The organism is Streptomyces sp. AMJ-169, assembly GCF_055597585.1.
This window is the reverse complement of record NZ_JBVLTJ010000006.1, coordinates 58002-78578: the sequence shown is the minus strand read 5'-3', so window position 1 is coordinate 78578 and position 20577 is coordinate 58002. Positions and strand designations below refer to the sequence as shown.

The 20577-nt window shown below is 73.1% G+C and carries 16 protein-coding genes; 3 read left to right on the top strand and 13 right to left on the bottom strand.

Annotation, left to right across the window (positions count from 1 at the left end):
* Positions 1-36 precede the first annotated feature (36 nt).
* Together ACYUD3_RS16390 and ACYUD3_RS16385 are read left to right on the top strand one after the other, a co-directional pair.
* On the top strand, positions 37-1128 hold the full coding sequence (locus ACYUD3_RS16390) for an amidohydrolase family protein (protein ID WP_470970046.1): 1092 nt from the start codon (positions 37-39) through the stop codon (positions 1126-1128).
* 172 nt (positions 1129-1300) lie between these two features.
* A complete protein-coding gene (locus ACYUD3_RS16385; RefSeq protein WP_470970043.1) occupies positions 1301-2263 on the top strand; it encodes an SCO1860 family LAETG-anchored protein in 963 nt (320 codons plus the stop codon).
* A gap of 246 nt (positions 2264-2509) precedes the next feature.
* Here the strand turns inward: ACYUD3_RS16385 and cobC are convergent, their stop codons facing one another.
* The 6 genes from cobC to cobM are packed head-to-tail and all read right to left on the bottom strand — an operon-like array spanning position 2510 to position 8845.
* Positions 2510-3604, bottom strand: coding sequence for an Rv2231c family pyridoxal phosphate-dependent protein CobC (cobC, locus tag ACYUD3_RS16380; RefSeq protein ID WP_470970040.1), 1095 nt, complete (start codon positions 3602-3604; stop codon positions 2510-2512).
* Entirely contained in the window at positions 3594-4514 is a 921-nt protein-coding gene (locus ACYUD3_RS16375; RefSeq protein ID WP_470970038.1) for a sirohydrochlorin chelatase, read from the bottom strand. The genes cobC and ACYUD3_RS16375 overlap by 11 nt, the downstream gene beginning before the upstream one ends.
* Complete coding sequence (locus ACYUD3_RS16370) at positions 4511-5101, bottom strand: precorrin-8X methylmutase (protein WP_470970035.1); 591 nt, start codon at positions 5099-5101, stop codon at positions 4511-4513. The genes ACYUD3_RS16375 and ACYUD3_RS16370 overlap by 4 nt, the downstream gene beginning before the upstream one ends.
* The gene (gene cobJ / locus ACYUD3_RS16365; protein ID WP_470970033.1) at positions 5098-6798 is read right to left on the bottom strand and encodes a precorrin-3B C(17)-methyltransferase; all 1701 of its coding nucleotides are present in this window, start codon (positions 6796-6798) and stop codon (positions 5098-5100) included. Before cobJ ends, ACYUD3_RS16370 begins: the two co-directional genes overlap by 4 nt.
* Positions 6795-8030 carry a precorrin-6y C5,15-methyltransferase (decarboxylating) subunit CbiE gene (cbiE, locus tag ACYUD3_RS16360; RefSeq protein ID WP_470970030.1) on the bottom strand — a complete coding sequence of 412 codons (1236 nt, stop codon included), beginning with the start codon at positions 8028-8030 and terminating at the stop codon, positions 6795-6797. Before cbiE ends, cobJ begins: the two co-directional genes overlap by 4 nt.
* Positions 8027-8845, bottom strand: a complete 819-nt coding sequence (gene cobM / locus ACYUD3_RS16355; RefSeq protein ID WP_470970026.1) for a precorrin-4 C(11)-methyltransferase — start codon at positions 8843-8845, stop codon at positions 8027-8029. The genes cbiE and cobM overlap by 4 nt, the downstream gene beginning before the upstream one ends.
* Before the next feature lie 129 nt (positions 8846-8974).
* Here cobM and ACYUD3_RS16350 point away from each other — a divergent pair, with 129 nt between their 5' ends.
* Positions 8975-9703, top strand: coding sequence for a ZIP family metal transporter (locus tag ACYUD3_RS16350; protein WP_470970023.1), 729 nt, complete (start codon positions 8975-8977; stop codon positions 9701-9703).
* 14 nt (positions 9704-9717) lie between these two features.
* Here ACYUD3_RS16350 and cobI read toward each other — a convergent pair whose 3' ends face one another.
* Genes cobI through ACYUD3_RS16315 form a run of 7 tightly spaced genes read right to left on the bottom strand, consistent with a single transcriptional unit; the run spans position 9718 to position 20550 of the window.
* On the bottom strand, positions 9718-10449 hold the full coding sequence (cobI, locus tag ACYUD3_RS16345; RefSeq protein WP_470970020.1) for a precorrin-2 C(20)-methyltransferase: 732 nt from the start codon (positions 10447-10449) through the stop codon (positions 9718-9720).
* Positions 10446-11813, bottom strand: a complete 1368-nt coding sequence (locus tag ACYUD3_RS16340; protein WP_470970017.1) for a cobyrinate a,c-diamide synthase — start codon at positions 11811-11813, stop codon at positions 10446-10448. The genes cobI and ACYUD3_RS16340 overlap by 4 nt, the downstream gene beginning before the upstream one ends.
* Positions 11807-12406 (bottom strand): cob(I)yrinic acid a,c-diamide adenosyltransferase, encoded by a 600-nt coding sequence (gene cobO, locus ACYUD3_RS16335; protein ID WP_470970014.1) that lies wholly within the window; start codon positions 12404-12406, stop codon positions 11807-11809. Before cobO ends, ACYUD3_RS16340 begins: the two co-directional genes overlap by 7 nt.
* On the bottom strand, positions 12406-14397 hold the full coding sequence (locus ACYUD3_RS16330) for a putative cobaltochelatase (RefSeq protein ID WP_470970011.1): 1992 nt from the start codon (positions 14395-14397) through the stop codon (positions 12406-12408). Before ACYUD3_RS16330 ends, cobO begins: the two co-directional genes overlap by 1 nt.
* Positions 14394-18044 carry a cobaltochelatase subunit CobN gene (gene cobN, locus ACYUD3_RS16325; protein WP_470970008.1) on the bottom strand — a complete coding sequence of 1217 codons (3651 nt, stop codon included), beginning with the start codon at positions 18042-18044 and terminating at the stop codon, positions 14394-14396. The genes ACYUD3_RS16330 and cobN overlap by 4 nt, the downstream gene beginning before the upstream one ends.
* Positions 18041-19573, bottom strand: coding sequence for a cobyric acid synthase (locus ACYUD3_RS16320; protein ID WP_470970005.1), 1533 nt, complete (start codon positions 19571-19573; stop codon positions 18041-18043). The genes cobN and ACYUD3_RS16320 overlap by 4 nt, the downstream gene beginning before the upstream one ends.
* Positions 19570-20550 carry a cobalamin biosynthesis protein gene (locus ACYUD3_RS16315; protein WP_470970002.1) on the bottom strand — a complete coding sequence of 327 codons (981 nt, stop codon included), beginning with the start codon at positions 20548-20550 and terminating at the stop codon, positions 19570-19572. Before ACYUD3_RS16315 ends, ACYUD3_RS16320 begins: the two co-directional genes overlap by 4 nt.
* Positions 20551-20577: the final 27 nt, after the last annotated feature.

Below are 20577 nucleotides of genomic sequence, written 5' to 3'. Positions count from 1 at the left end.
TCGGCCGATCCCGTTCTCCTGGCTAAGGTGCCGTCCATGAACGATCAAGAGGTGCTGCACGTAAAGGGCCGAATCCTGATCGGCCCGGAAGACATCCGCGACGAGCTCTGGATCATCGGCGGCCGAATCACCTACACCCGCCCGACCGGCCCGCACAACCACCGGACGGTACAGGGCTGGGCCCTCCCCGGCCTGGTCGACGCCCACTGCCACGTGGGCCTCGGCCCCCACGGCCCGGTCGACCGCGCGGAAGCGGAGAAGCAGGCCCTGGCCGACCGCGAGGCCGGCACCCTCCTGATCCGCGACGCGGGCTCCCCCTCCGACACCCGCTGGGCGGACACCCGCGACGACCTCCCGCACCTCATCCGCGCCGGCCGCCACATCGCCCGCACCCGCCGCTACATCCGGGGCTACGCGCACGAGATCGAGCCGGAGGACCTGGTCGCGTACGTCGCCCAGGAGGCCCAACGCGGCGACGGCTGGGTCAAGTTGGTCGGCGACTGGATCGACCGCGAGGCCGGCGACCTGACCCCGACCTGGCCGAGGGAGGCGCTGAACGCGGCGATCGCGGAGGCCCATCGGCTCGGCGCCCGCGTCACCGCCCATTGTTTCGCGGAGAGTTCACTGCGGGACCTGGCCGAGGCAGGCATCGACTGCGTCGAACACGCGACCGGCCTCACCGCCGACACGATCCCCCTCTTCGCCGAACGCGGCATCGCGATCGTCCCGACTCTGGTCAACATCGCGACCTTTCCCCAACTCGCCCTGGGCGGCGAGGCGAAGTTCCCCCGCTGGTCGGCCCACATGCGCCGGCTCCACGCGGCCCGCTACGACACGGTCCGCGACGCGTACGACGCCGGCATCCCCGTGTACGTCGGCACCGACGCCGGCGGCACCCTCCCGCACGGCCTGGTCGCCGCCGAGGTCGCCGAACTGGTGACCGCCGGCATTCCCGTGACCCAGGCGCTCGCGGCGACGACCTGGGCCGCCCGCGCCTGGCTCGGCCGCCCCGGGCTCGACGAGGGCGCCCCGGCCGACCTGGTCGTCTACGCCGAGGACCCGCGCGCCGACGTACGCGTCCTGGCCGCGCCGCGCCGGATCGTCCTCAAGGGGAAGGTCGTCGGCTGACGCCGTGCCCGCAGGATTCGAAAGCGCTCACGGAACATCCACTTTGGAGTGAAGTCACGCAGGATCTCCGCCAGTTCACGCTGAGTGCGTAATCCTTTCGGGGTCCCGAGCGGTTCGCGGTTTGACGAACGGCTCATTGGTTGACGCATGTCACTTGGGGAGTCCCACCACCGTGAAACGCACCACCTTCCGTACGCCCGCACGCCGTCTCGCCTCCGTCGCGACGGCCACGGCACTGGCCGCGGGTCCCGCGGCCCTCGCCGTGGCGGGCCCCGCCCACGCGACGGAGCAAGGCCGCGCGAGCGCCGTCGTCCTGCGCACCGGCCTCGACGTCTCCTTGCTCAACAAGACGGTCCAAGTCCCCCTGGCCGTCTCGCTGAACGAGGTCAACGCGCCGGAGAGCGCCGACCGGACCGCCCTCACCGCGACGCTCGACGGCGTCGACCGGGGCAAGCCCTTCAGCGTGCTGCGCGCCGACGTCGCCGAGTCCAGGGCGACCGTCGACGACAGCACGGCCGAGGCGTCAACTCGCCTCGCGCACGCGAGACTTCACGTACCCGGTCTGCCTCTGCTCTCCCTCGTCGAGATCGGCGCGGTGAGTTCGAAGGCGGTCTGCGAGACGGGGAAGACCCCGACCGCCGAAGCGAGCCTGGTCGGCCCGGTCACCATCCTCGGCAAGAAGATCTCCGTCTCCGTGACCGGCCCCGTCGAGGTCAAGGTCCCCGGCGTCGGCGAGGTCCGCCTCGACCTGTCCAAGCGCGAGACGACGACCCGTACGGCGGCGGCGACGGCCCTCGAACTCAGCGTCACCGTCAACCCGTTGAACCTGAACGTCGCCGAGGTCCAGGGCACCCTGACCCTGGCGAAGGCGACGTGCGAGACGCCGGGAGCCGCACCGCGGAAAACACCCCCGAGCACGAAGCCGGCCGACCCCGAACCGCAGGGCTCCGCCGGGAACCCCGCCGAAGCCGAACCGGCGTCCGACCCGACCCCGGCGACCGCCCACCCCCAGTCCCAGGGCAGCCTCGCGGAGACCGGCGGCAACTCGATGACCCCGTACCTCGCGGGCGGCGCGGCCGCACTCCTCGCGGTGGGCGGGGGAGCGGTGGCGCTGGCGCGGAGGAAGAGGGCCTGAGGAACGGCTCCCGCCGGCTGACGCAGGGGCCGGCGGGGGCTGTCGGGGGTGCCAAGTCAGGGACTCAGAACGGGAGATGAGGGCGCGGCCCGCGACCGGCGCTCCGAGCCGGGGACGCGGAGCCCGAGCCGGGAGTGCACCCCGCCGACCCGGACGCGAGCGCCCCAGCCCCCGGCTCCCGCCCCCAAGTCAGGCGTCAGCCACCACAGTTCCCCCGGCCCCCGGCTCCCGCCCCCAAGTCAGCCCTCAACCCCCGGAGTTCCCCCCAACCTCCCCCAACACCCGCCCCAACACCCCCAAAAACCGATCCACCGTCCCCCGGTCCCGCACCGCCAACCGCACCCACTCCCGCCCCAGCCCCGGAAACGTGTCCCCCCGCCGCACGGCGAACCCCTCCTCCCGCAGTCGCTCGCGCAGCGCGTCCGCGCCCGCCACCCGCATCAGTACGAACGGCCCCGCCGCCGGACCCGCGACCCGGACCCCCGCCAACTCCCGCAGCCCGGCCACGAGATGAGCCCGGTCGGCGGCGATGCGGTCGGCCGCGAGCGAAGCCTCCGCCAGCGCCTCCGCCGACACGCACGCCTCCGCCGCCGCCAGCGCCGGAGTCGACACCGGCCACAGCGGCTGCGCCCGCTCCAGCAGCGCGACCGTCTCCGGATCGGCCAGGACGTACCCGATCCGCAGCCCGGCGAGCCCCCACGTCTTCGTCAGACTCCGCAGAACGACCAGACCAGGTATGTCAGTTCGGCCCGCCAGCGCCTCCCGCTCACCCGGCACCGCGTCCATGAACGCCTCGTCGACCACCAACGTCCGCCCAGGACGCGCGAGTTCGGCGATCACCTCAGCCGGGTGCAGCACGGACGTCGGATTCGTCGGATTGCCGATCACCACGAGGTCGGCTCCCTCGGGCACCTCCGCCGGATCGAGCCGGAACCCCTCCTCCGCCCGCAGCAGCACCCGCCCGACCGTGTGCCCGGCGTCCCGCAGCGCCGCCTCCGGCTCGGTGAACTGCGGGTGCACGACGACCGGTTGCCGCACCTTCAGCGCCCGCGCCAGCAGCACGAACGCCTCGGCGGCCCCCGCCGTCAGCAGCACCCGCTCCACCGGCACCCCGTGCCGCGCCGCGACCGCCGCCCGCGCCGCCCGGCCGTCCGGATAGGCGGCCAGGCCGGTCAGCGAGTCCGCGATCCGCTCCCGCAGCCACGAAGGCGGCGTGTCCGCACGGACGTTGACCGCGAGATCGGTCAACCCGGAGCCGTCGTCCCGGACTTCGGCGTCCCCGTGATGCCGCAGATCATGCACGCCGGCATGCACCTCCCCGTGCACTCCCTCAGTGCGCATGCGAATGCGCGTGCCCATGATGGTGGTGATGCCCGTCGTCGTCCGGATGGAAGTGCGGCTGCTGCGGCGCCCCCACCTTGTCCTCGAACCCCGGCAGCGCGATCCGGTACACGCACGAGTCGCAGTTCATCCGCAGATCACCCTTGACGGCCTCCGCGTACCGCTCCATCACCAGATCCAGCAACTCCGGCTCAGGACCGATGACTTCGGCGGAGAACACCTCGACCTCCGGATGCGCGGCGGCCCACCCCTCGGTCTGCTGCCGCACCCGCTCCGGAAGGATGCCGGTGAACAGGAAGTAGGGGAGCACGACGATCCGCCGCGCCCCCAGCTTCACGCACCGGTCCAGCCCGCCCGGCACGTCCGGCGCCGCGAGCGACACGAAAGCGGTCTCGACACCGGCGTACCCGCGCCCCTCCCACAGCAGCCGGGCCGCCTTGTACACCTCGGCGTTGGCGTCCGGATCGGTCGAACCCCGCCCGACCAGCAGCACCGTCACATCCGCGCGGTCCTCGGGGGTACGCCCGCCCGCACCGCCGAGCGCTTCTTCGAGCCGCCGCTCCAGCACGGACAGCAGCGCCGGATGCGGGCCCAGGGGACGGCCGTAGGTGTACGAGATCCCGGGGTGACGTTCCTTCTCGCGGGACAGCGCGGCCGGGATGTCGCCCTTGGCGTGCCCGGCGGACACCAGCATCAGCGGAACGGCCGCGAAACGCTGCACGCCCCGCTCCACCAGCTCGGTCACGGCGTCGCCCAGCGGCGGCGGCGACAGCTCGATGAAGCCGCCCGCGACGGGCAGCTGGGGGTTGCGGCGCCCCAGCTCCCGGACGAAGTCACGGAACGCCTCGGCTCCGGCGTCGTCCCGGGTGCCATGGCCGGCGATGAGCAGGGCGGGCGGCGGGGTGTTCACTGTTTCTCCTCGGAAGCGGAACTCGGGTGGTACAGCAGGGCGTTGAGCGCGGCGGCGGCGACCGCCGAACCGCCCTTCTCGGAAATGTTGGACACGGCGGGCAGCCCGCTCGCCCGCAGCGCCGCCTTGGACTCGGCCGCTCCGACGAAGCCGACGGGCAGCCCGATGACGAGTGCGGGGGAGGCGTCCAGGACCAGCAGCTCCTCCAGAGCGGTCGGCGCGCAGCCGATCACCCAGATCGCCCCGGGCCCCACCTCGTCGAACGCGAGCCGCATCGCGTGCGCCGAACGGGTGAGACCAGGGCCGGACTCGGCGTCCTTCAGGCGGCACACCGTCTCGCGGCGGGTGATGCCTGCGGCGACCATCTCCACGTCCGTGACGACGGGCGCCCCGGCGTGCAGCGCGAGGTGCGCGGACGTCAACTCGCCCTCGTCCAGGACGAGATCGGCCGCGTACTCCAGATCGGCCGCGGAGTGGATGACCCGCTCCACCACCGCCCGTGACAGCGGCGGGAAGTGCGAGGTGTCCAGCCGGGCCCGCAGCCGCCGGAAGGACTCCACCTCGATGGGATGGACGACGCGGTTCACTCGGCCTCCTGCCAGCGGTAGCCGCGCGGCGTCACCATGCGCCCCGCGATGATCCTGGTGGCCGTGTTCCCCACGGTCACGACCGTCATCATGTCGACCGTCGCCGGGTCCAGCTCACCCAGGGTGGTCACCCGGCTCGACTCGTCGGCGCGGGAGGCGTTGCGCACGACACCCACGGGCGTCGTCGCCGTCCGGTGCCCGGAGAGGATCGACAGCGCCTTCGGCAGCTGCCAGTCCCGGCCGCGCGAACGGGGGTTGTAGAACGTGACCACCAGATCCGCCTCGGCCGCCGCCCGCACCCGCCGCTCGATGACCTCCCACGGCGTGTGCAGATCGGACAGGCTGATGGAGACGTGGTCGTGCCCGAGCGGCGCCCCCAGGATCGCCCCGGCCGCCAGCGCGGCCGTCACCCCGGGCACCCCGACGACGTCGATGTCGTCCGACGCCTCCGCGAGCGCCGGCGACGCCATCGCGTACACCCCGGCGTCCCCGCTCCCGATCAGCGCCACGGCTTTGCCACGTCGCGCCTCGGCCACGGCGGTTCGCGCCCGCTCCTCCTCGGCGCCCAGCCCCGACTCCAGCACCAGCGTGCCCGGCCGCAGCAGATCCCGGATCTGGTCGACGTACTGGTCCAGCCCCACCACCACGGCGGCGCGCCGCAGTTCGGCCTTCGCGCGGGGCGTCAGCAGGTCCCGGGCACCGGGCCCGAGCCCCACCACGGCGAGCCGGCCGCGCGAGGGACGGCGGACGACCGCGCAGGTCGCCATCGCCGGGGAGCCCCCCGACTTCCGCTTGGGCACGAGGAGTTCACCGCCCCCGACCAGCGCGGCGGCCTCCGCGACGGACGGCGTGCCCACCGCCGCGAGCGGCGCGGCCGAGGGGTTCGGCACTTCTACGGCTGCCAACTCCTCGGCGGAGTACGTGACAAGGGGTACTCCAAGCCGGGCGGCGGCCTCGACGATGCCGGGCTCCTCCGACTTCGCGTCCACCGTGGCGAGTCGGGCGATGCTGCGCGGGGACAGCTCCGCCGCGTCCAGGACGTCCTCGATCAGCTCCAGGACCTCCTCGACGGGCGCGCCCTTCGAGGCACCGACGCCGACCACGAGCGACGGGGGCCGCAACACGGCCTGCCCGTCGCCGAGTTCGGAGCGCTCGACGGTCCGGTCGGTCAGCCACACCTTGTACGCGCCCGCCTCCGCGAACGGCAGCGCCGGCAGCGGCCAGGGCACCTCCCGGTCGAGCACGACCGGCTCCCCGTCCAGCAACGCCCGCGTCACGGCGGCCACATCACCCTCGACCGGCAGCCCGAGCGTGTCGAGCCCGGCCACCCCCACGGAGTCCGTCGCCGTGGTCACCACCGGCGTCGCCCCCAGCAACTCCCCGACCGCACCCGCGAGTTCATTCGCCCCGCCGCCGTGCCCGCCGACCAGCGCCACGGCGAACCGCCCGCCCTCGTCGACGCACACCACACCGGGATCGGCGCTCTTGTCCGACAGCAGCGGCGCGAGGATCCGCACGGTCGCCCCCGTCGCGAGGAAGCACACAAGCTGCTCGCACTCCCCGAACGCGGCCCGCACGGCGTCCCCTACGGACCCGAAAACATCCGCGTCGTACACCCGCGTACGCCCCGGCCACGCCGCGGCCACCCGGTCGCGTGCCGCCGCCCCCGCCGCGGTGGCGGAAATGAGGCCGATCACTGGACAACTCCTTCGTCAGACAAGGACGTTCGCACGCCCCACAGCAGAAAAACCGGATTGGTGGCCGCGAGCCGCGTCACCTCACCGGGCAGCGGCGCGAGCCGCGACGACTGCAACAGCACCCCGTCACAGGCGAATCCGGCCCCCGAGAGCGCCGCCCGCACGGCGGGCACCCGGTCCAGCGCCGCCATCGCCACCACGACCGACCGCCGCGCCCGCCGCGCACAGGCGGAGACGATGGCAGCCAGCTCGCTCCCCCCACCCCCGACGAACACGGCGTCAGGATCGTCGAGTTGATCCAGAGCCTGCGGCGCGACCCCGTGCACGACCCGCACCTCCACCCCGTGCGCGACGGCGTTCGCCCGCACCCGCTCCACCCCGTCCGCCGCCTTCTCGACGGCCGACACGGCGGCCCCGAACCGCGCGCACTCCACGGCCACCGACCCCGACCCCGACCCGACGTCCCAGACCGACTCCCCCGGCCGGGGCCCGAGCCGCGCCAGCGCCAGCGCCCGCACCTCGAACTTGGTGATCATAGAATCACGGTGCGCGAACGCGTCCTCCGGCAGCGCCCACCGCTCGGGCGACAACCGGCCACCGGCCAGCGTCCGCACCGGACTTGGCGCCCGCCGCTCGTCGAGACACAGCACGACACTGACCGCCGTCCCCCAGTCCCGCGCGGCGGCCTCGGCCGGCGTGACCCGCTCGATCCGCTCCCGCTCCGGATCGCCCAGCGCCGAAGCGACGACCAGGACCCGGTCGTACCCGGCGAGCGCCGCGCCCAGCTCGGCCGGACCGCCGCCCGGGCCGGTCAGCACGGCGACCTTCGCGAACGCGCGGCACACGTTGAAAGCGGTCCGCGGATCACGCCCGTGCGCGCTCACCACCACGGCGTCGTCCCAGGTCAGCCCCAGCCGCGCGAACCCGGCCGCCACCGACGACACCCCCGGCCGCACCTCCAGCGCCCCCGGCCCGAACCGCTCCGCCAGCACCCGCACGATCCCGAAGAACCCCGGGTCGCCGGAGGCCAGCACGACCACCCGCCGCCCCTGCCCGGCGTACCCGTCGATGACGTCCAACGCGGGTGCCAGCGCCCCCAGTTCGACCCGCTCCGCGCCCTCCGGCAGCCGCACGGACGCCAGATGACGGCGCCCGCCCACCACCAGGTCGGCCCCCGCGAGGAGTTCGGCGGGGACCGGGGCACCCGTACCCGTGCCGACGACCGTGATCACGTACTCGCACCCCGCTCGCGCAACGCCTTGCGGGCCGCCGGGTCGGCCTTGCGGTAGCCGTGGAAGTGACCCGGGTGGTACAGATGCGACCGCGTGCCCCCCGCCCCCAGCGCGGGCCCCACCAGGAACAGCGTGTGCTTCCACAGCTTGTGCTCCTTGACGGTCTCCTCCAGCGTCCCGATCGTGCACCGCACCAGCAGCTCCTCCGGCCAGGTCGCCTGATACGCGACCAGTACCGGCGTCGACGTCGGGTACCCGCCCTCCAGCAGCTCCCGCACCAGCTGCCCGCTGCGCGCCGCCGACAGGAAGACCGCCATGGTCGTCCCGTGCTTGGCGAACTCCCGCACCTCCTCCCCGGGCGGCATCGGCGTCTTCCCGCCGCCCAGCCGGGTGAGCACGACCGACTGCGCGACCTCCGGGATCGTCAGCTCCCGCCGGGCCAGCGCGGCGACCGCGGAGAACGACGAGACACCGGGCACGACCTCCGTCGCGATCCCGATCTCGTCGCACCGGTCCAGCTGCTCCTGCGTACCGCCCCACAGCGCCGGGTCCCCGGAGTGCACGCGCGCCACCTTCAGCCCCTCCCGATGGGCCCGCTCGTACACCGCGACGACGTCCTCCAGCGACATCCCCGCCGAGTCCAGCACCTCCGCGCCCTCCCGCGCGTGCTCCAGCACCTCCGCCTGGACGAGGCTCGCCGCCCAGATCACGACGTCCGCGCCGGCGATCGCGCGGGCGGCCCGGAAGGTCAGCAGGTCGGCGGCACCGGGCCCGGCACCGACGAAGGTCACCTTGCCGGCGGGGGCATCGGCCATGGGAGGGGTTCCTTTCGAGGAGGGGTCCACCGGGGTTGTCCCGGCCACCCGGACATATGAAGGCTCCGGCAGGGTTGTCGCCGGGACCCGGACATGCGGAGAAGGGGTCGGATCGGATACGAAGACCTCATGGCGGTCCTCGTCGCGCTCGGCGCGTTCCTGATGACGCTGGCCGGCGGCTGGACGGCACAGCGCGTGACCGACCGCCGCCATCTCGTCCTGGGCCTGGCCGGCGGCCTGATGCTCGGCGTCGTCGGCCTCGACCTGCTGCCCGAGGCCCTCGACGCGGTCGGCCACGAGGTCTACGGAGTCCCGGCCGCCCTGCTGCTCTTCGTCGCCGGCTTCCTCGCGGCCCACCTGGTGGAACGCCTGCTCGCGGTGCGCCAGGCCGCGCACGGCGCACCGGAGACCGACGGCCGGGCCCCCGAGGTGGGCCTGACGGCCGCCGCCGCGATGGTCGGCCACAGCGCCATGGACGGCGTCGCGATCGGCGCGGCCTTCCAGGTCGGCGGCGGCATGGGCACGGCCGTGGCGCTCGCCGTCATCGCCCACGACTTCGCGGACGGCTTCAACACCTACACGATCACCAGCCTGTACGGGAACGCGCGCCGCAAGGCCGTCACGATGCTCGTCGCGGACGCGGCGGCCCCCGTCCTCGGCGCGGCCTCCACGACCCTCTTCACCATCCCGGAGCAACTGCTCGGCGGCTATCTCGGCTTCTTCGGCGGCGCCCTGCTCTACCTGGCCGCCGCCGAGATCCTCCCCGAGGCCCACCACGACCACCCGGCCCGCTCGACGGTGCTGTGCACGATCGCCGGGGCGGCGTTCATCTGGCTGGTGGTGGGCCTGACGGCGTGACCCCTCCCGGGAGATCACAACTTTCCACCCCGGCCGCCGTCCCGCCGCGCGGGCGCGATCAGCGTGGAGAGATACGGCAACGGGGACCCGTCCAGCTCGGCGGCGCCGCGGATGTCCTCCCCCTCAAGACCCAGCGCCGCCCCCCACACGGCCCCCTCCACCCGCCCGCTCTCCCGCAGCGCGGCCAGCACCTCCTGCGCCTGCCGCCCGAACTTGTACGCCACCACCGTCCCCGGCCCGGCCAGCGCCTCCTTCAGCACGGCGGACCCGGCGGTGACCGGCACCAGCGTCAGCGGCTCGGTCCCCTCGGTCAGCACGGCCCCCGACCGGGCGGCGAGATCCTGCATGGCGGTGATCCCGGGAACCGTCTCGACCTCCGTGCCGGGAAGCAGCTCGGCGATGGTCTGCGCGAGGTAGGTGAAGGTCGAGTACACGTTGGGGTCCCCGATGGTCGCGAACGCGACGGAAGAATGATCGCCCAGCAACTCGGCGACCCGCTGCCCGGCGGCATCCCAAGCAGCCTCCCGCCGCCCCCGGTCCGACCGCTCGTTCAGCGCGAACACGACCCGTACGACCTTGTCCTCGGGGACGTAATGCAGAACGGTCGCCTCCGCCCGCCCCCGCTCCCCGGTGTCCATGACGGGTACGACGACGACATCGGCGTCCCGCAGCGCGTTGACGCCCTTCACGGTCACCAGCTCCGGGTCCCCGGGACCCACCCCGACCCCGACCAGCCTGCTGCTCATGACGTCCGGCACCTCTCGACGAACCGACGCACCACACCCGGCTCACTCGCCCAGTGCGTATGCAAATAACTCGCGTGTACATTACGCGCCGTAAACCCCTCGACCCGCTGGGGCGCCCCCCTGAACCCCCAGGCGGGCGCGGTACCGGCGCCCGGCTCGACAACGGTCCGGTGGAACTCGTGCCCGCGCATCCGCGTACCCGGCACGGCGAGCACACTCTCACTGACGGCGACGGCGTCCCGGTATCCGAGAGTCAGCCGCTCGGTCATCCGCGCGGAGGCGTCGAAGACACCGCACATGGGAATGCCGTCGAGTTCCCGGCAGAGATAAAGCAGCCCGGCGCATTCGGCGGCGACGGCTCCACCACGCTCGACGAACGAGGAAACGGCTTTCCGAAGCGGGGAGTTGTCCCCCAGCTCGGAGGCATAAACCTCAGGAAACCCTCCGCCGATGACCAACCCGGAAGTGCCGGGAGGCAGCTCCTCATCCCGCAACGGATCAAAGGAGACGACCTCGGCACCGGCGGCGGTGAGCAGTTCGGAATGCTCGGCGTAGGAGAAGGTGAAGGCGGGTCCGGAGGCGAGGGCGACGAGGGGGCGTGGCATTTCCGGCGGCTGGGGACAATCCAGAGCGGTGGTCGCAGACCAAGCCGCACCCCCCACCTCCCCAGCTCCCTTAGCCACCCGCATCAACGCCTCAAGGTCGCACCCCGCCTCCACCTGAGCCGCCATAGCCGCGACAGCCTCCGCCGCCGCCCCCCGCCGCTCCCCGACCGGCACCAGCCCCAAATGCCGGGACGGCGTATCCACTTGAGGAACGCGCCGCAAAACCCCCAGCACGGGAACCCCGGCCCCTTCCAGAGCCTCCCGCAGCAATTCCTCATGCCGGTCGGAGGCGACCTTGTTGAGAATCACCCCGCCGATCCGCACCCCGCTGTCCCAGGAAACGAACCCGTGGACGAGCGCGGCGACGGACCGGGACTGCGAAGAGGCGTCGACCACCAGCACGACAGGCGCCCGCAAAAGCTTGGCGACCTGCGCGGTGGACCCCAACTCCCCTTCCCCGGCAGCCCCGTCGAACAACCCCATGACCCCTTCGACGATGGCGATGTCACACCCGTCGGCGCCATGGGAGAACAACGGCCCGATCAGATCGGGCCGGCACAGATAAGAATCGAGATTCCGCCCCACCCGCCCGGCGGCGAGCGAGTGATACCCGGGATCGATGTAATCGGGCCCCACCTTGTGCGGAGAGACCGAAAGCCCGCGCGCGGCGAACGCCCCCATCAACCCCGTGGCAACGGTGGTCTTCCCGCTCCCCGAAGAGGGCGCGGCAATGACCAGCCGAGGAACGGAACTCACCACTCGATCCCCCTCTGCCCCTTCTGCCCGGCATCCATAGGATGCTTCACCTTCGACATGTCGGTGACGAGATCCGCGAAGTCGACCAGCTTCTCAGGAGCGTTCCGCCCGGTGATGACGACATGCTGCTGCCCCGGCCGGTCCCGCAGCACGGAAATCACCTCGTCGGTGTCGATCCACCCCCAGTGCAGGGGATAGGCGAACTCGTCGAGCACGTACAGCTGATACGTCTCGGCGGCGAGATCCCGCTTGACCTGCTCCCACCCCTCGCGGGCCTTCTCCTCGTTGTCCATCTGGGCGTCCCGCTGCACCCAGGACCACCCCTCACCCATCTTGTGCCAGTCGACGCGGCCCCCCTCGCCGGAATCCCCGAGCACCCGCAGCGCCCTTTCCTCCCCGACCTTCCACTTCGCCGACTTCACGAACTGGAAAACCCCGATCGGCCACCCCTGATTCCAGGCCCGAAGAGCAAGCCCGAAAGCGGCGGTCGATTTCCCTTTACCGACCCCGGTATGCACGACGACAAGCGGCCGATTACGCCGCTGCCGGGTCGTCAGACCGTCTTCGGGTACGACACTCGGCTGTCCCTGAGGCATTACGCGGCCCTCCTCTGTACGTCCTTGACCAATCCGGCGATGGATTCGGCCCGCAGTTCGTCGAGCGTCACGGCGGTCCCCCCGAGCTCCCCGGCCAGCTCCCGGGCCAGCCCCAGCCGCACCGGACCGGACTCGCAGTCCACGACGACGGAGGCGATCCCCTCGGCGGCGAACAGCCGGGCCGCCCGCCCGGCGAGAGCGACCGGCTCGGGCCCCCCGGTCGCCCGCCCGTCGGTCACCACCACGACCAGCGCCCGCCGGGCCGGATCCCGCAACCGCTCGACACGCAGCACCTCATGCGCCTTCAGCAGCCCGGCGGCCAGCGGCGTACGCCCCCCGGTCGGCAGCGACTCCAGCCGGACGGCGGCGGCGTCGACGGACGAGGTCGGCGGCAGCGCGACCTCCCCGGCGGACCCCCGGAACGTCACCAGCCCCACCTTGTCCCGCCGCTGATAGGCGTCCAGCAGCAGCGACAGCACCGCCCCCTTGACGGCGCTCATCCGCTGCCGCGCCGCCATCGACCCGGAGGCGTCGACGACGAACAGCACGAGGTTCCCCTCCCGCCCCTCCCGCACGGCCTGCCGCAGATCGTCCCGCCGCACGACCAGCCCGCGCCCGGCCCGCCCCCGGGCCCGCTGATGCGGCGCGGCGGCCTGGACAGTGGCCGCCAGGTGCAGCTTGGTCAGGGCCCCTTGAGGCCGCCGCGACCCGGTCGTACGCCCCCGCTCGGCCCGCGCCCGGGACCGCCGCCCGGCGGCCCCCTCGCCGACCCCCGGCACGCTCAGCACCTTCGCGCGAAACGGCTCGGCGGCGCGGACGGCGGACTGCTCGCCGGAGGATCCGCCGGGCACCTCGGGCCCGCCGTCCCCGGCCTCGGGCCGCGCCCCGGCGCCCCCGTCACCGGAGTCACCGTCCTGCGGCGAAGGCTGCCCCCCGCCGCCCCCGGGCCCGTCCGGATCGTCGTCCCCCTCACCGGAGTCCCCGGCGAACTCCTCCAACGTCTCGTCGAGCTTGTCCTCGTCAAGTCCCGGCGCGTCAAAGGGATTTCGCCTGCGGCGGTGCGGCAGCGCCAGCAGCGCGGCCTGCCGGACGTCCTCCGCCAGCACCTCGGTCCGCCCCGCCCACGCGGCGAGCGCGGTCGCGGTGCGGGCCATCACGATGTCGGCGCGCATCCCGTCGACCTCGAACGCCGCGCAGGTCGCGGCGATCTGCCGCAGCGCGCCGTCCCCGAGCCGCACCGACGGCAGCAACTTCCGCGCGGCGACGATCCGTTGCCGGACGGCGGCTTCCTCGTCGGCCCAACGCGCCACGAACTCGGCCGGGTTGTCGTCGTAGGCGAGCCGGCGCCGCACGACCTCGACCCGCTGATCGGGTTCCCGGGAGGCGGCGACCTCGACGGTGAGCCCGAACCGGTCGAGCAACTGCGGGCGCAGTTCGCCCTCTTCGGGGTTCATGGTCCCGACGAGCAGGAACCGCGCGGCGTGCCGCACGGACACGCCTTCCCGCTCGACGTAGGACGCGCCCATGGCGGCGGCGTCGAGGAGGAGGTCGACGAGGTGGTCGTGGAGCAGGTTGACCTCGTCGACGTACAGGATCCCGCGGTGCGCGTCGGCCAGCAGGCCGGGTTCGAAGGCCTTGACGCCTTCGGCGAGGGCCCGCTCGATGTCGAGCGCGCCGACCAGCCGGTCCTCGGAGGCGCCCACGGGCAACTCGACCATACGGGCGGCCCGTCGGGTATCCCCGCCGGCCTCGTGCGGCCCGTCGGGACAGGCCGGATCGGGAGCGGCGGGGTCACAGGAGAACCGGCACCCGGCGACCACGGAAACCTCCGGCAACAACGCCGAAAGCGCCCGCACGGCAGTCGACTTGGCGGTCCCCTTCTCCCCCCGCACCAGCACGCCGCCCACAGCGGGCGACACGGCGTTCAACAACAACGCGAGCCGCAGATCGTCCTGCCCGACAACAGCGGTGAACGGAAACGGAGTACTCACTGGTCGCCCTCCAAGTCGCCCTCAAGCTCCAGATAGGTGGCCCGCAGCCGCTCCAGCGTCTCCGCGTCCGGCTCGGCCCACAGCCCGCGCTCCGCCGCCTCCAGCAGCCGCTCGGTGATCCCGCGCAGCGCCCACGGGTTGGACTTCCGCATGAAATCTTGGTTCTCTGGCGAGAACACGTACTCCGCGCTCAGCTTCTCGTACATCCAGTCGTCGACCACGCCCGCCGTCGCGTCGTACCCGAACAGGTAGTCCACCGTCGCGGCCATCTCGAAAGCGCCCTTGTACCCGTGCCGCCGCATCGCCGCCATCCAGCGCGGGTTGACCACGCGGGCGCGGAACACGCGGTGTGTCTCCTCGCCCAGGGTGCGGGTCTTCACCTGGTCCGGGGTCGCCGAATCGCCCACGTACGCCTCGGGGTTGGCCCCCGTCAGGTGGCGGACCATCGCGACCATGCCGCCGTGGTACTGGAAGTAGTCGTCGGCGTCGACCAGGTCGTGCTCGCGCGTGTCCACGTTCTTCGCGGCCACCGCGATCCGCTTGAACGCCGTCTCCATGTCCCCCCGGGCCGCCCGCCCGTCGAGCCCCCGCCCGTACGCGTAACCGCCCCACACCGCGTACACCTCGGCGAGATCCGCGTCCGAGCGCCAGTTGCGCGCGTCGATCAGCGGCAGCAGACCGGCGCCGTACGCCCCGGGCTTGGAGCCGAAGATACGGGCCGTGGCCCGGCGCCGGTCGCCGTGCTCGGCCATGTCCTCGTCGGCGTGCGCGCGCACATAGTTCCCCGACGCGGGCTCGTCCAGCTCCGCGACCGCGCGGACGGCGTCGTCGATGAGCCCCACGACGTGCGGGAACGCGTCCCGGAAGAAGCCGGAGATACGGACCGTCACGTCGATGCGCGGGCGCCCCAGCTCCTCCAGGGGGACGACCTCGAAACCGGTCACCCGGCGCGAGGCGTCGTCCCACACCGGACGGCAGCCCAGGAGGGCGAGGATCTCGGCGATGTCGTCACCCTGGGTCCGCATCGCGGAGGTGCCCCACACCGTCAGCCCGACGGACTTCGGGTACTCACCGGTGTCGGCCAGATACCGCTGCACGAGCGAGTCCGCCAGCGACTGCCCGACCTCCCAACTCAGCCTGGACGGAATGGCCTTGGGGTCGACGGAGTAGAAGTTGCGGCCGGTCGGCAGGACGTTGACCAGACCGCGCGTGGGGGAGCCGGAGGGACCGGCGGGTACGTAACCCCCGTCCAGCGCCCGCAAGATGTGCCCGATCTCGTCCGTCGTCCGCGCGAGCCGCGGCACGACCTCGTCGCACGCGAACTCCAACACGGCGACGGCGTCCGGGAGTTCGGTGCCCAGCACCTCACGCACGAGCGCCGGCACCGCCGAGACGGACCAGCCGGACGACTCCATGCCGAGCGCCACCCGCCGGCACAGCTGCTCCAGCAGATCGATCGCGTCGGCGGCGGTCCGCGCCGGACCCTCCACCCGCTCGCTCAGCTCCGCCGGTACCTTCAGCGCGGCCCCCGGCTCGGCCAGCAACTCCTTCTCCACCAGCCCGAAATGAGCGGCGAACGCGGCCCGCAGCCCGGGCAGCGCGTTGGCCTGCCCGCCCCACACCTGGGACGCGCGCAGCACGGCCAGCACCAGGTTCACCCGGGCCTCGTCGACCGGCCCGCCGCCGAGGATGTGCAGCCCGTCGCGGATCTGCACGTCCTTGATCTCGCACAGATAGCCGTCGATGTGCATGACGAACTCGTCGAAGTCGCCGTCGTCCGGCTGCTCGTCGACATGCAGGTCGTGATGGAGCTCGGCGGCCTTCACCAGCGTCCAGATCTGCGCCCGCACGGCCGGCGCCTTCACCGGGTCGAGATCGCTCACCAGGGCGTACTCGTCGAGGAGTTGCTCCAGCTTCGCGAGGTCGCCGTAGGTGTCCGCGCGGGCCATCGGCGGCACCAGGTGGTCGACGACCGTGGCGTGCCCGCGCCGCTTGGCCTGCGTGCCCTCGCCGGGGTCGTTGACGATGAACGGGTAGATCAGCGGCAGATCCCCCAGCACCGCGTCCGGCGCACAACTCCCGCTCAGACCGAGGCCCTTGCCCGGCAGCCACTCCATCGTGCCGTGCTTGCCCATGTGGACGATCGCGTCCGCGCCGAACGAGTTCTCCAGCCACCTGTAGGCGGCCATGTAGTGGTGCGACGGCGGCATGTCCGGGTCGTGGTAGATCGCGATCGGGTTCTCCCCGAAGCCGCGCGGCGGCTGGATCATCACGACGACGTTCCCGAACTGGAGGGAGGCCAGGACGATCTCGTCCCCGTCGACGTACAGCGAACCCGGCGGCTCGCCCCACGCCTCGGTCATCGCGTCCCGCAGCTCCGGGTCCAGCTTCCCGAACCACGCCTGGTAGTCGGCGAGCGGCACCCGCGCGGGCGCCGAGGCCAGCTGCTCCTCGGTCAGCCACTCCACGTCGTGACCGCCGGCCTCGATCAGCCGGTGGATCAACTCGTCGCCCTCGGACGGGTATTGGCTGACCCCGTACCCGGCGTCCCGCAGCGCGTCCAGGACCCGCACGGCGGAGGCGGGCGTGTCCAGGCCGACCGCGTTGCCGACCCGGGAGTGCTTCGTCGGATAGGCGGTGAAGACCAGCGCGACCTTCTTCTCCGCGTTCGGCTTGTGCCTCAACTTCGCGTGCCGCACGGCGATTCCGGCGACCCGGCCGGCCCGCTCGGGGTCGGCGACGTACACGGGGACGTCGTCCGGGCCCTGCTCCTTGAAGGAGAACGGGACGGTGATGATGCGCCCGTCGAACTCCGGGATCGCGACCTGCATCGCCGCGTCCATCGGCGACAGCGCGGCGTCGGAGCCGTCCCACGCCGCCCGCGACGACGTCAGGCAAAGCCCTTGCAGCACAGGGATATCGAGTTCGGCGAGGGCGCCGATGTCCCACGCCTCCTCGTCGCCGCCGGCCGACGCCTGCGAGGCGTGCGTGCCGCCGGCCGCGAGGACGGTCGCGACCAGGGTGTCGGTGCGGCCCAGGATCTCGAACAGAGCGGCGTCCGCGCCGCGCAGCGAACCGCAGTACACGGCAAGGGCGTTGGCGCCCCGCGCCTCGATCGCGTCGCACAGCGTGTCGACGAAGGCGGTGTTCCCGCTCAGCTCGTGCGCCCGGTAGAAGAGGACGCCGACGGTCGGCCGGCCCTCGATGAACTCACGCGCACCATGGACGCCGAACTCCGGCATCTTCACCGGCTCGACGAACCCCTCACCGGTCAGCAGCACGGTGTCGGAGAGGAACCGGGCCAGCTCGACCAGGTTCGCCGACCCGCCCTCGACGAGATACCGCAGCGCCTCCGCGACCACCCCGGCCGGCACCGACGACTCGGCCATCAGCTCCGCGTCCGGCACACTCTCGCCGCCCAGCAGCACGGTGGGGATCCCGGCCGCCTTGAGCGCCGTGAGCCCGTCCTCCCAGGCCCGCTTCCCGCCGAGCAGCCGTACGACGGCGATGTCGGCGCGCGCGATCAGCGCCGGCAGCTCCCCGGCGACGTCCACCCGCGACGGGTTCCCGATCAGATACGGCGCGCCGGAGGCCCGGGCCGCCAGCAGATCCGTGTCCGCGGTCGACAACAACAACACTGTGCTCATGCGGGCGCTCCTGGGGGGATGAAAGGCAGTCCTTGCGGCGCTCCGGACTCGATGAGCCGCCAGAGCGCGTCGGTGTCCGCGTGCTGTTCGATCAGGTCGCCGAGCAGGTCGAGCTGCCGCTCGCGCAGTTCGGCGAAGGAGGTGTCGTCGGCAGGCGTGAAGCGGCGGCCCGCGGTGGCCGCCACCTCCCGCAGGAAGGCCCGCCGGAACCCGTCCGACTCCAGCGAACCGTGCCAGTGCGTACCCCAGACGGCGCCGACCCGGCACCCGTCCAGGCTGTGTCCTTTGTCATCAGAGATGAACGCTTCGCCCCCATGGACGGAGGCGACCCCGTGATGGATCTCGTACCCCTCGACCCGCTCCCCGAGGGCCTCGCCCACCGGCCGGGTCAAAGTCTTCTCGCGGGCGAACCGCACCCGCACGGGCAGCAGCCCGAGCCCGTCGACGAGCCCGGCCCGCGACTCGACGTCGTCCTCGATCAGCTCACCCAGCAACTGGTAGCCGCCGCAGATCCCGAGCACGGGCTGTCCGTCGACAGCCCGGCGTTCCAAGGCGGTCGCGAGCCCCCGCTCCCGGAGCCACCCGAGCGCCTTCACCGTCCCCCGGGTGCCGGGCACGACGACCAGGTCCGCGTCGGCCAGCTCCTCGGGCCGGTCCACGAACCGCACCACCACACCGGGTTCGGCGGCCAGCGCGTCCACGTCCGTGAAGTTCGACATCAGCGGCACCGCGCACACGGCGACCCGCAGCACCTCGTCCCCGACCGGCGCCGCCGCGGACGACTCACGCACCGCGCCCCGCAGGGACACGGCCATGCCGTCCTCCTCGTCGATCCCGAGCCCGGCCCGCAGCGGCAGCACCCCGTACGACGCCCGCCCGGTCAGCCCGCGCAGCATCTCAAGGCCCGGCTCCAGCAGCGACACATCGCCCCGGAACTTGTTCACCAGGAACCCGGCGACCAGCGCCTGGTCCTCGGGCGACAGCAGCGCGACCGTCCCGAAGAAGGAGGCGAACACCCCGCCCCGGTCGATGTCCCCGACCACCAGCACCGGCAGCCCGGCGTTGCGCGCGATGCCCATGTTGACGATGTCGGTGCGCCGCAGATTGATCTCGGCCGGCGATCCGGCGCCCTCGCAGATCACGGCGTCGTACTCGGACCGCAGCTGAGCCAGGCAGTCGAGGACGGTCGCGAGCAGCTGCCGCTGGCGCCCGCCGTGATAGCGCCGGGCGTCCATCTCACCGACCGGCTTGCCCAGCAGGACGACCTGGCTGCTCTGCTCGCCGCCCGGCTTCAGCAGCACGGGGTTCATCAGCGCCGTCGGCTCGATGCGGCACGCCTGCGCCTGCATGGCCTGCGCCCGCCCGATCTCCGCGCCCTCCCGGGTCACGAAGGAGTTCAGCGACATGTTCTGCGCCTTGAACGGCGCGACCTTCACCCCCTGCCGGACCAGCCACCGGCAGATCCCGGCCGTGACGACGCTCTTCCCGGCGTCGGACGTGGTCCCGGCGACCAGCAGCCCCCCGCTCATACGGCCCGCCCCTTCACAGTTTTAAAGCGCTTGAAATCCCGCAGGACCCGCTTCCCGGCGACCCGCCCGGCGACGGTCGCCCCGAGCGCCAGCCAGCTCACCCGCCGCGACAGCCGCACGGCCCGCTCGATGTCGCCCACGCCCACCGCCCGCCCGCCCCCGTTCAGCACCGGCCGGTGCTCGACCCGCCCGGCGTACGACAGCGTCCCGCCCAGCCGCACCCCGAGCGCGCCCGCGAACGACGCCTCCACAGGACCGGCGTTCGGGCTCGGATGCCTGCGCGAATCCGCACGCCACGCCCGCACGGCCCCCCGGGGATCGTCCCCGGCGGCGCACGCGAGCACGGCCGTCAGCCGCGCCCCCGGCCACCCGGCGACGTCGTCGAGACGCGCGGACGCCCACCCGTAGCGGCGGTGGCGCGGCGACTTGTGCCCGACCATCGCGTCCAGCGTGTTGACGGCCCGGAACCCGAGCAGCCCCGGCACCCCGGCCACCCCGCCCCACACCAGCGCCCCGACGACGGCGTCCGACGTGTTCTCCGCGACCGACTCGACGACCGCGCGGGCGATGCCGTCCGCGTCCAGCGCCTGCGGGTCGCGCCCGCACAGGTGCGGCAGCCGCTCCCGCGCCGCCTCGACGTCCCCGGCCGCCAGGGCGCGCCCGATGTGCCGGGCCTCGCGGGCGAGCGAGGTCCCGCCGACGACGGCCCAGGTGGCGGCGCCGGTCAGCAGGAGGGAGGCGGCGGGGGAGCGGCGTACCAGGGCGGCTGAGGCGGCGCCCAGAGCCACGGCTCCGCCCGCGCAGACGGTGGTGTGCAGGGCGCCCCAGCCGCGGTGGTCGTGCCAGAGGGCCTGCTCCACGGCGCTCGCGGCGCGGCCGAACGCGGCGACCGGGTGTCCGCGGCGCGGGTCGCCGAGGAGGAGGTCGCCGAGGAGGCCGGCGGCGGCGCCGTACGCGTACGTGCGGTCGGCACCCACCGGGTCAGCCGGCCGCGGGGGCGGGCA

Excerpts from the sequence above, each read along its gene's own strand:
- ACYUD3_RS16390 (WP_470970046.1), top strand. The coding sequence starts at position 37 with ATGAACGATCAAGAGGTGCTGCACGTAAAGGGCCGAATCCTGATCGGC.
- cobC (WP_470970040.1), bottom strand. The coding sequence starts at position 3,604 with ATGCGCACTGAGGGAGTGCACGGGGAGGTGCATGCCGGCGTGCATGAT.
- cobM (WP_470970026.1), bottom strand. The coding sequence starts at position 8,845 with ATGGCCGATGCCCCCGCCGGCAAGGTGACCTTCGTCGGTGCCGGGCCC.
- ACYUD3_RS16350 (WP_470970023.1), top strand. The coding sequence starts at position 8,975 with ATGGCGGTCCTCGTCGCGCTCGGCGCGTTCCTGATGACGCTGGCCGGC.
- cobI (WP_470970020.1), bottom strand. The coding sequence starts at position 10,449 with ATGAGCAGCAGGCTGGTCGGGGTCGGGGTGGGTCCCGGGGACCCGGAG.
- cobO (WP_470970014.1), bottom strand. The coding sequence starts at position 12,406 with ATGCCTCAGGGACAGCCGAGTGTCGTACCCGAAGACGGTCTGACGACC.
- cobN (WP_470970008.1), bottom strand. The coding sequence starts at position 18,044 with ATGAGCACAGTGTTGTTGTTGTCGACCGCGGACACGGATCTGCTGGCG.
- ACYUD3_RS16320 (WP_470970005.1), bottom strand. The coding sequence starts at position 19,573 with ATGAGCGGGGGGCTGCTGGTCGCCGGGACCACGTCCGACGCCGGGAAG.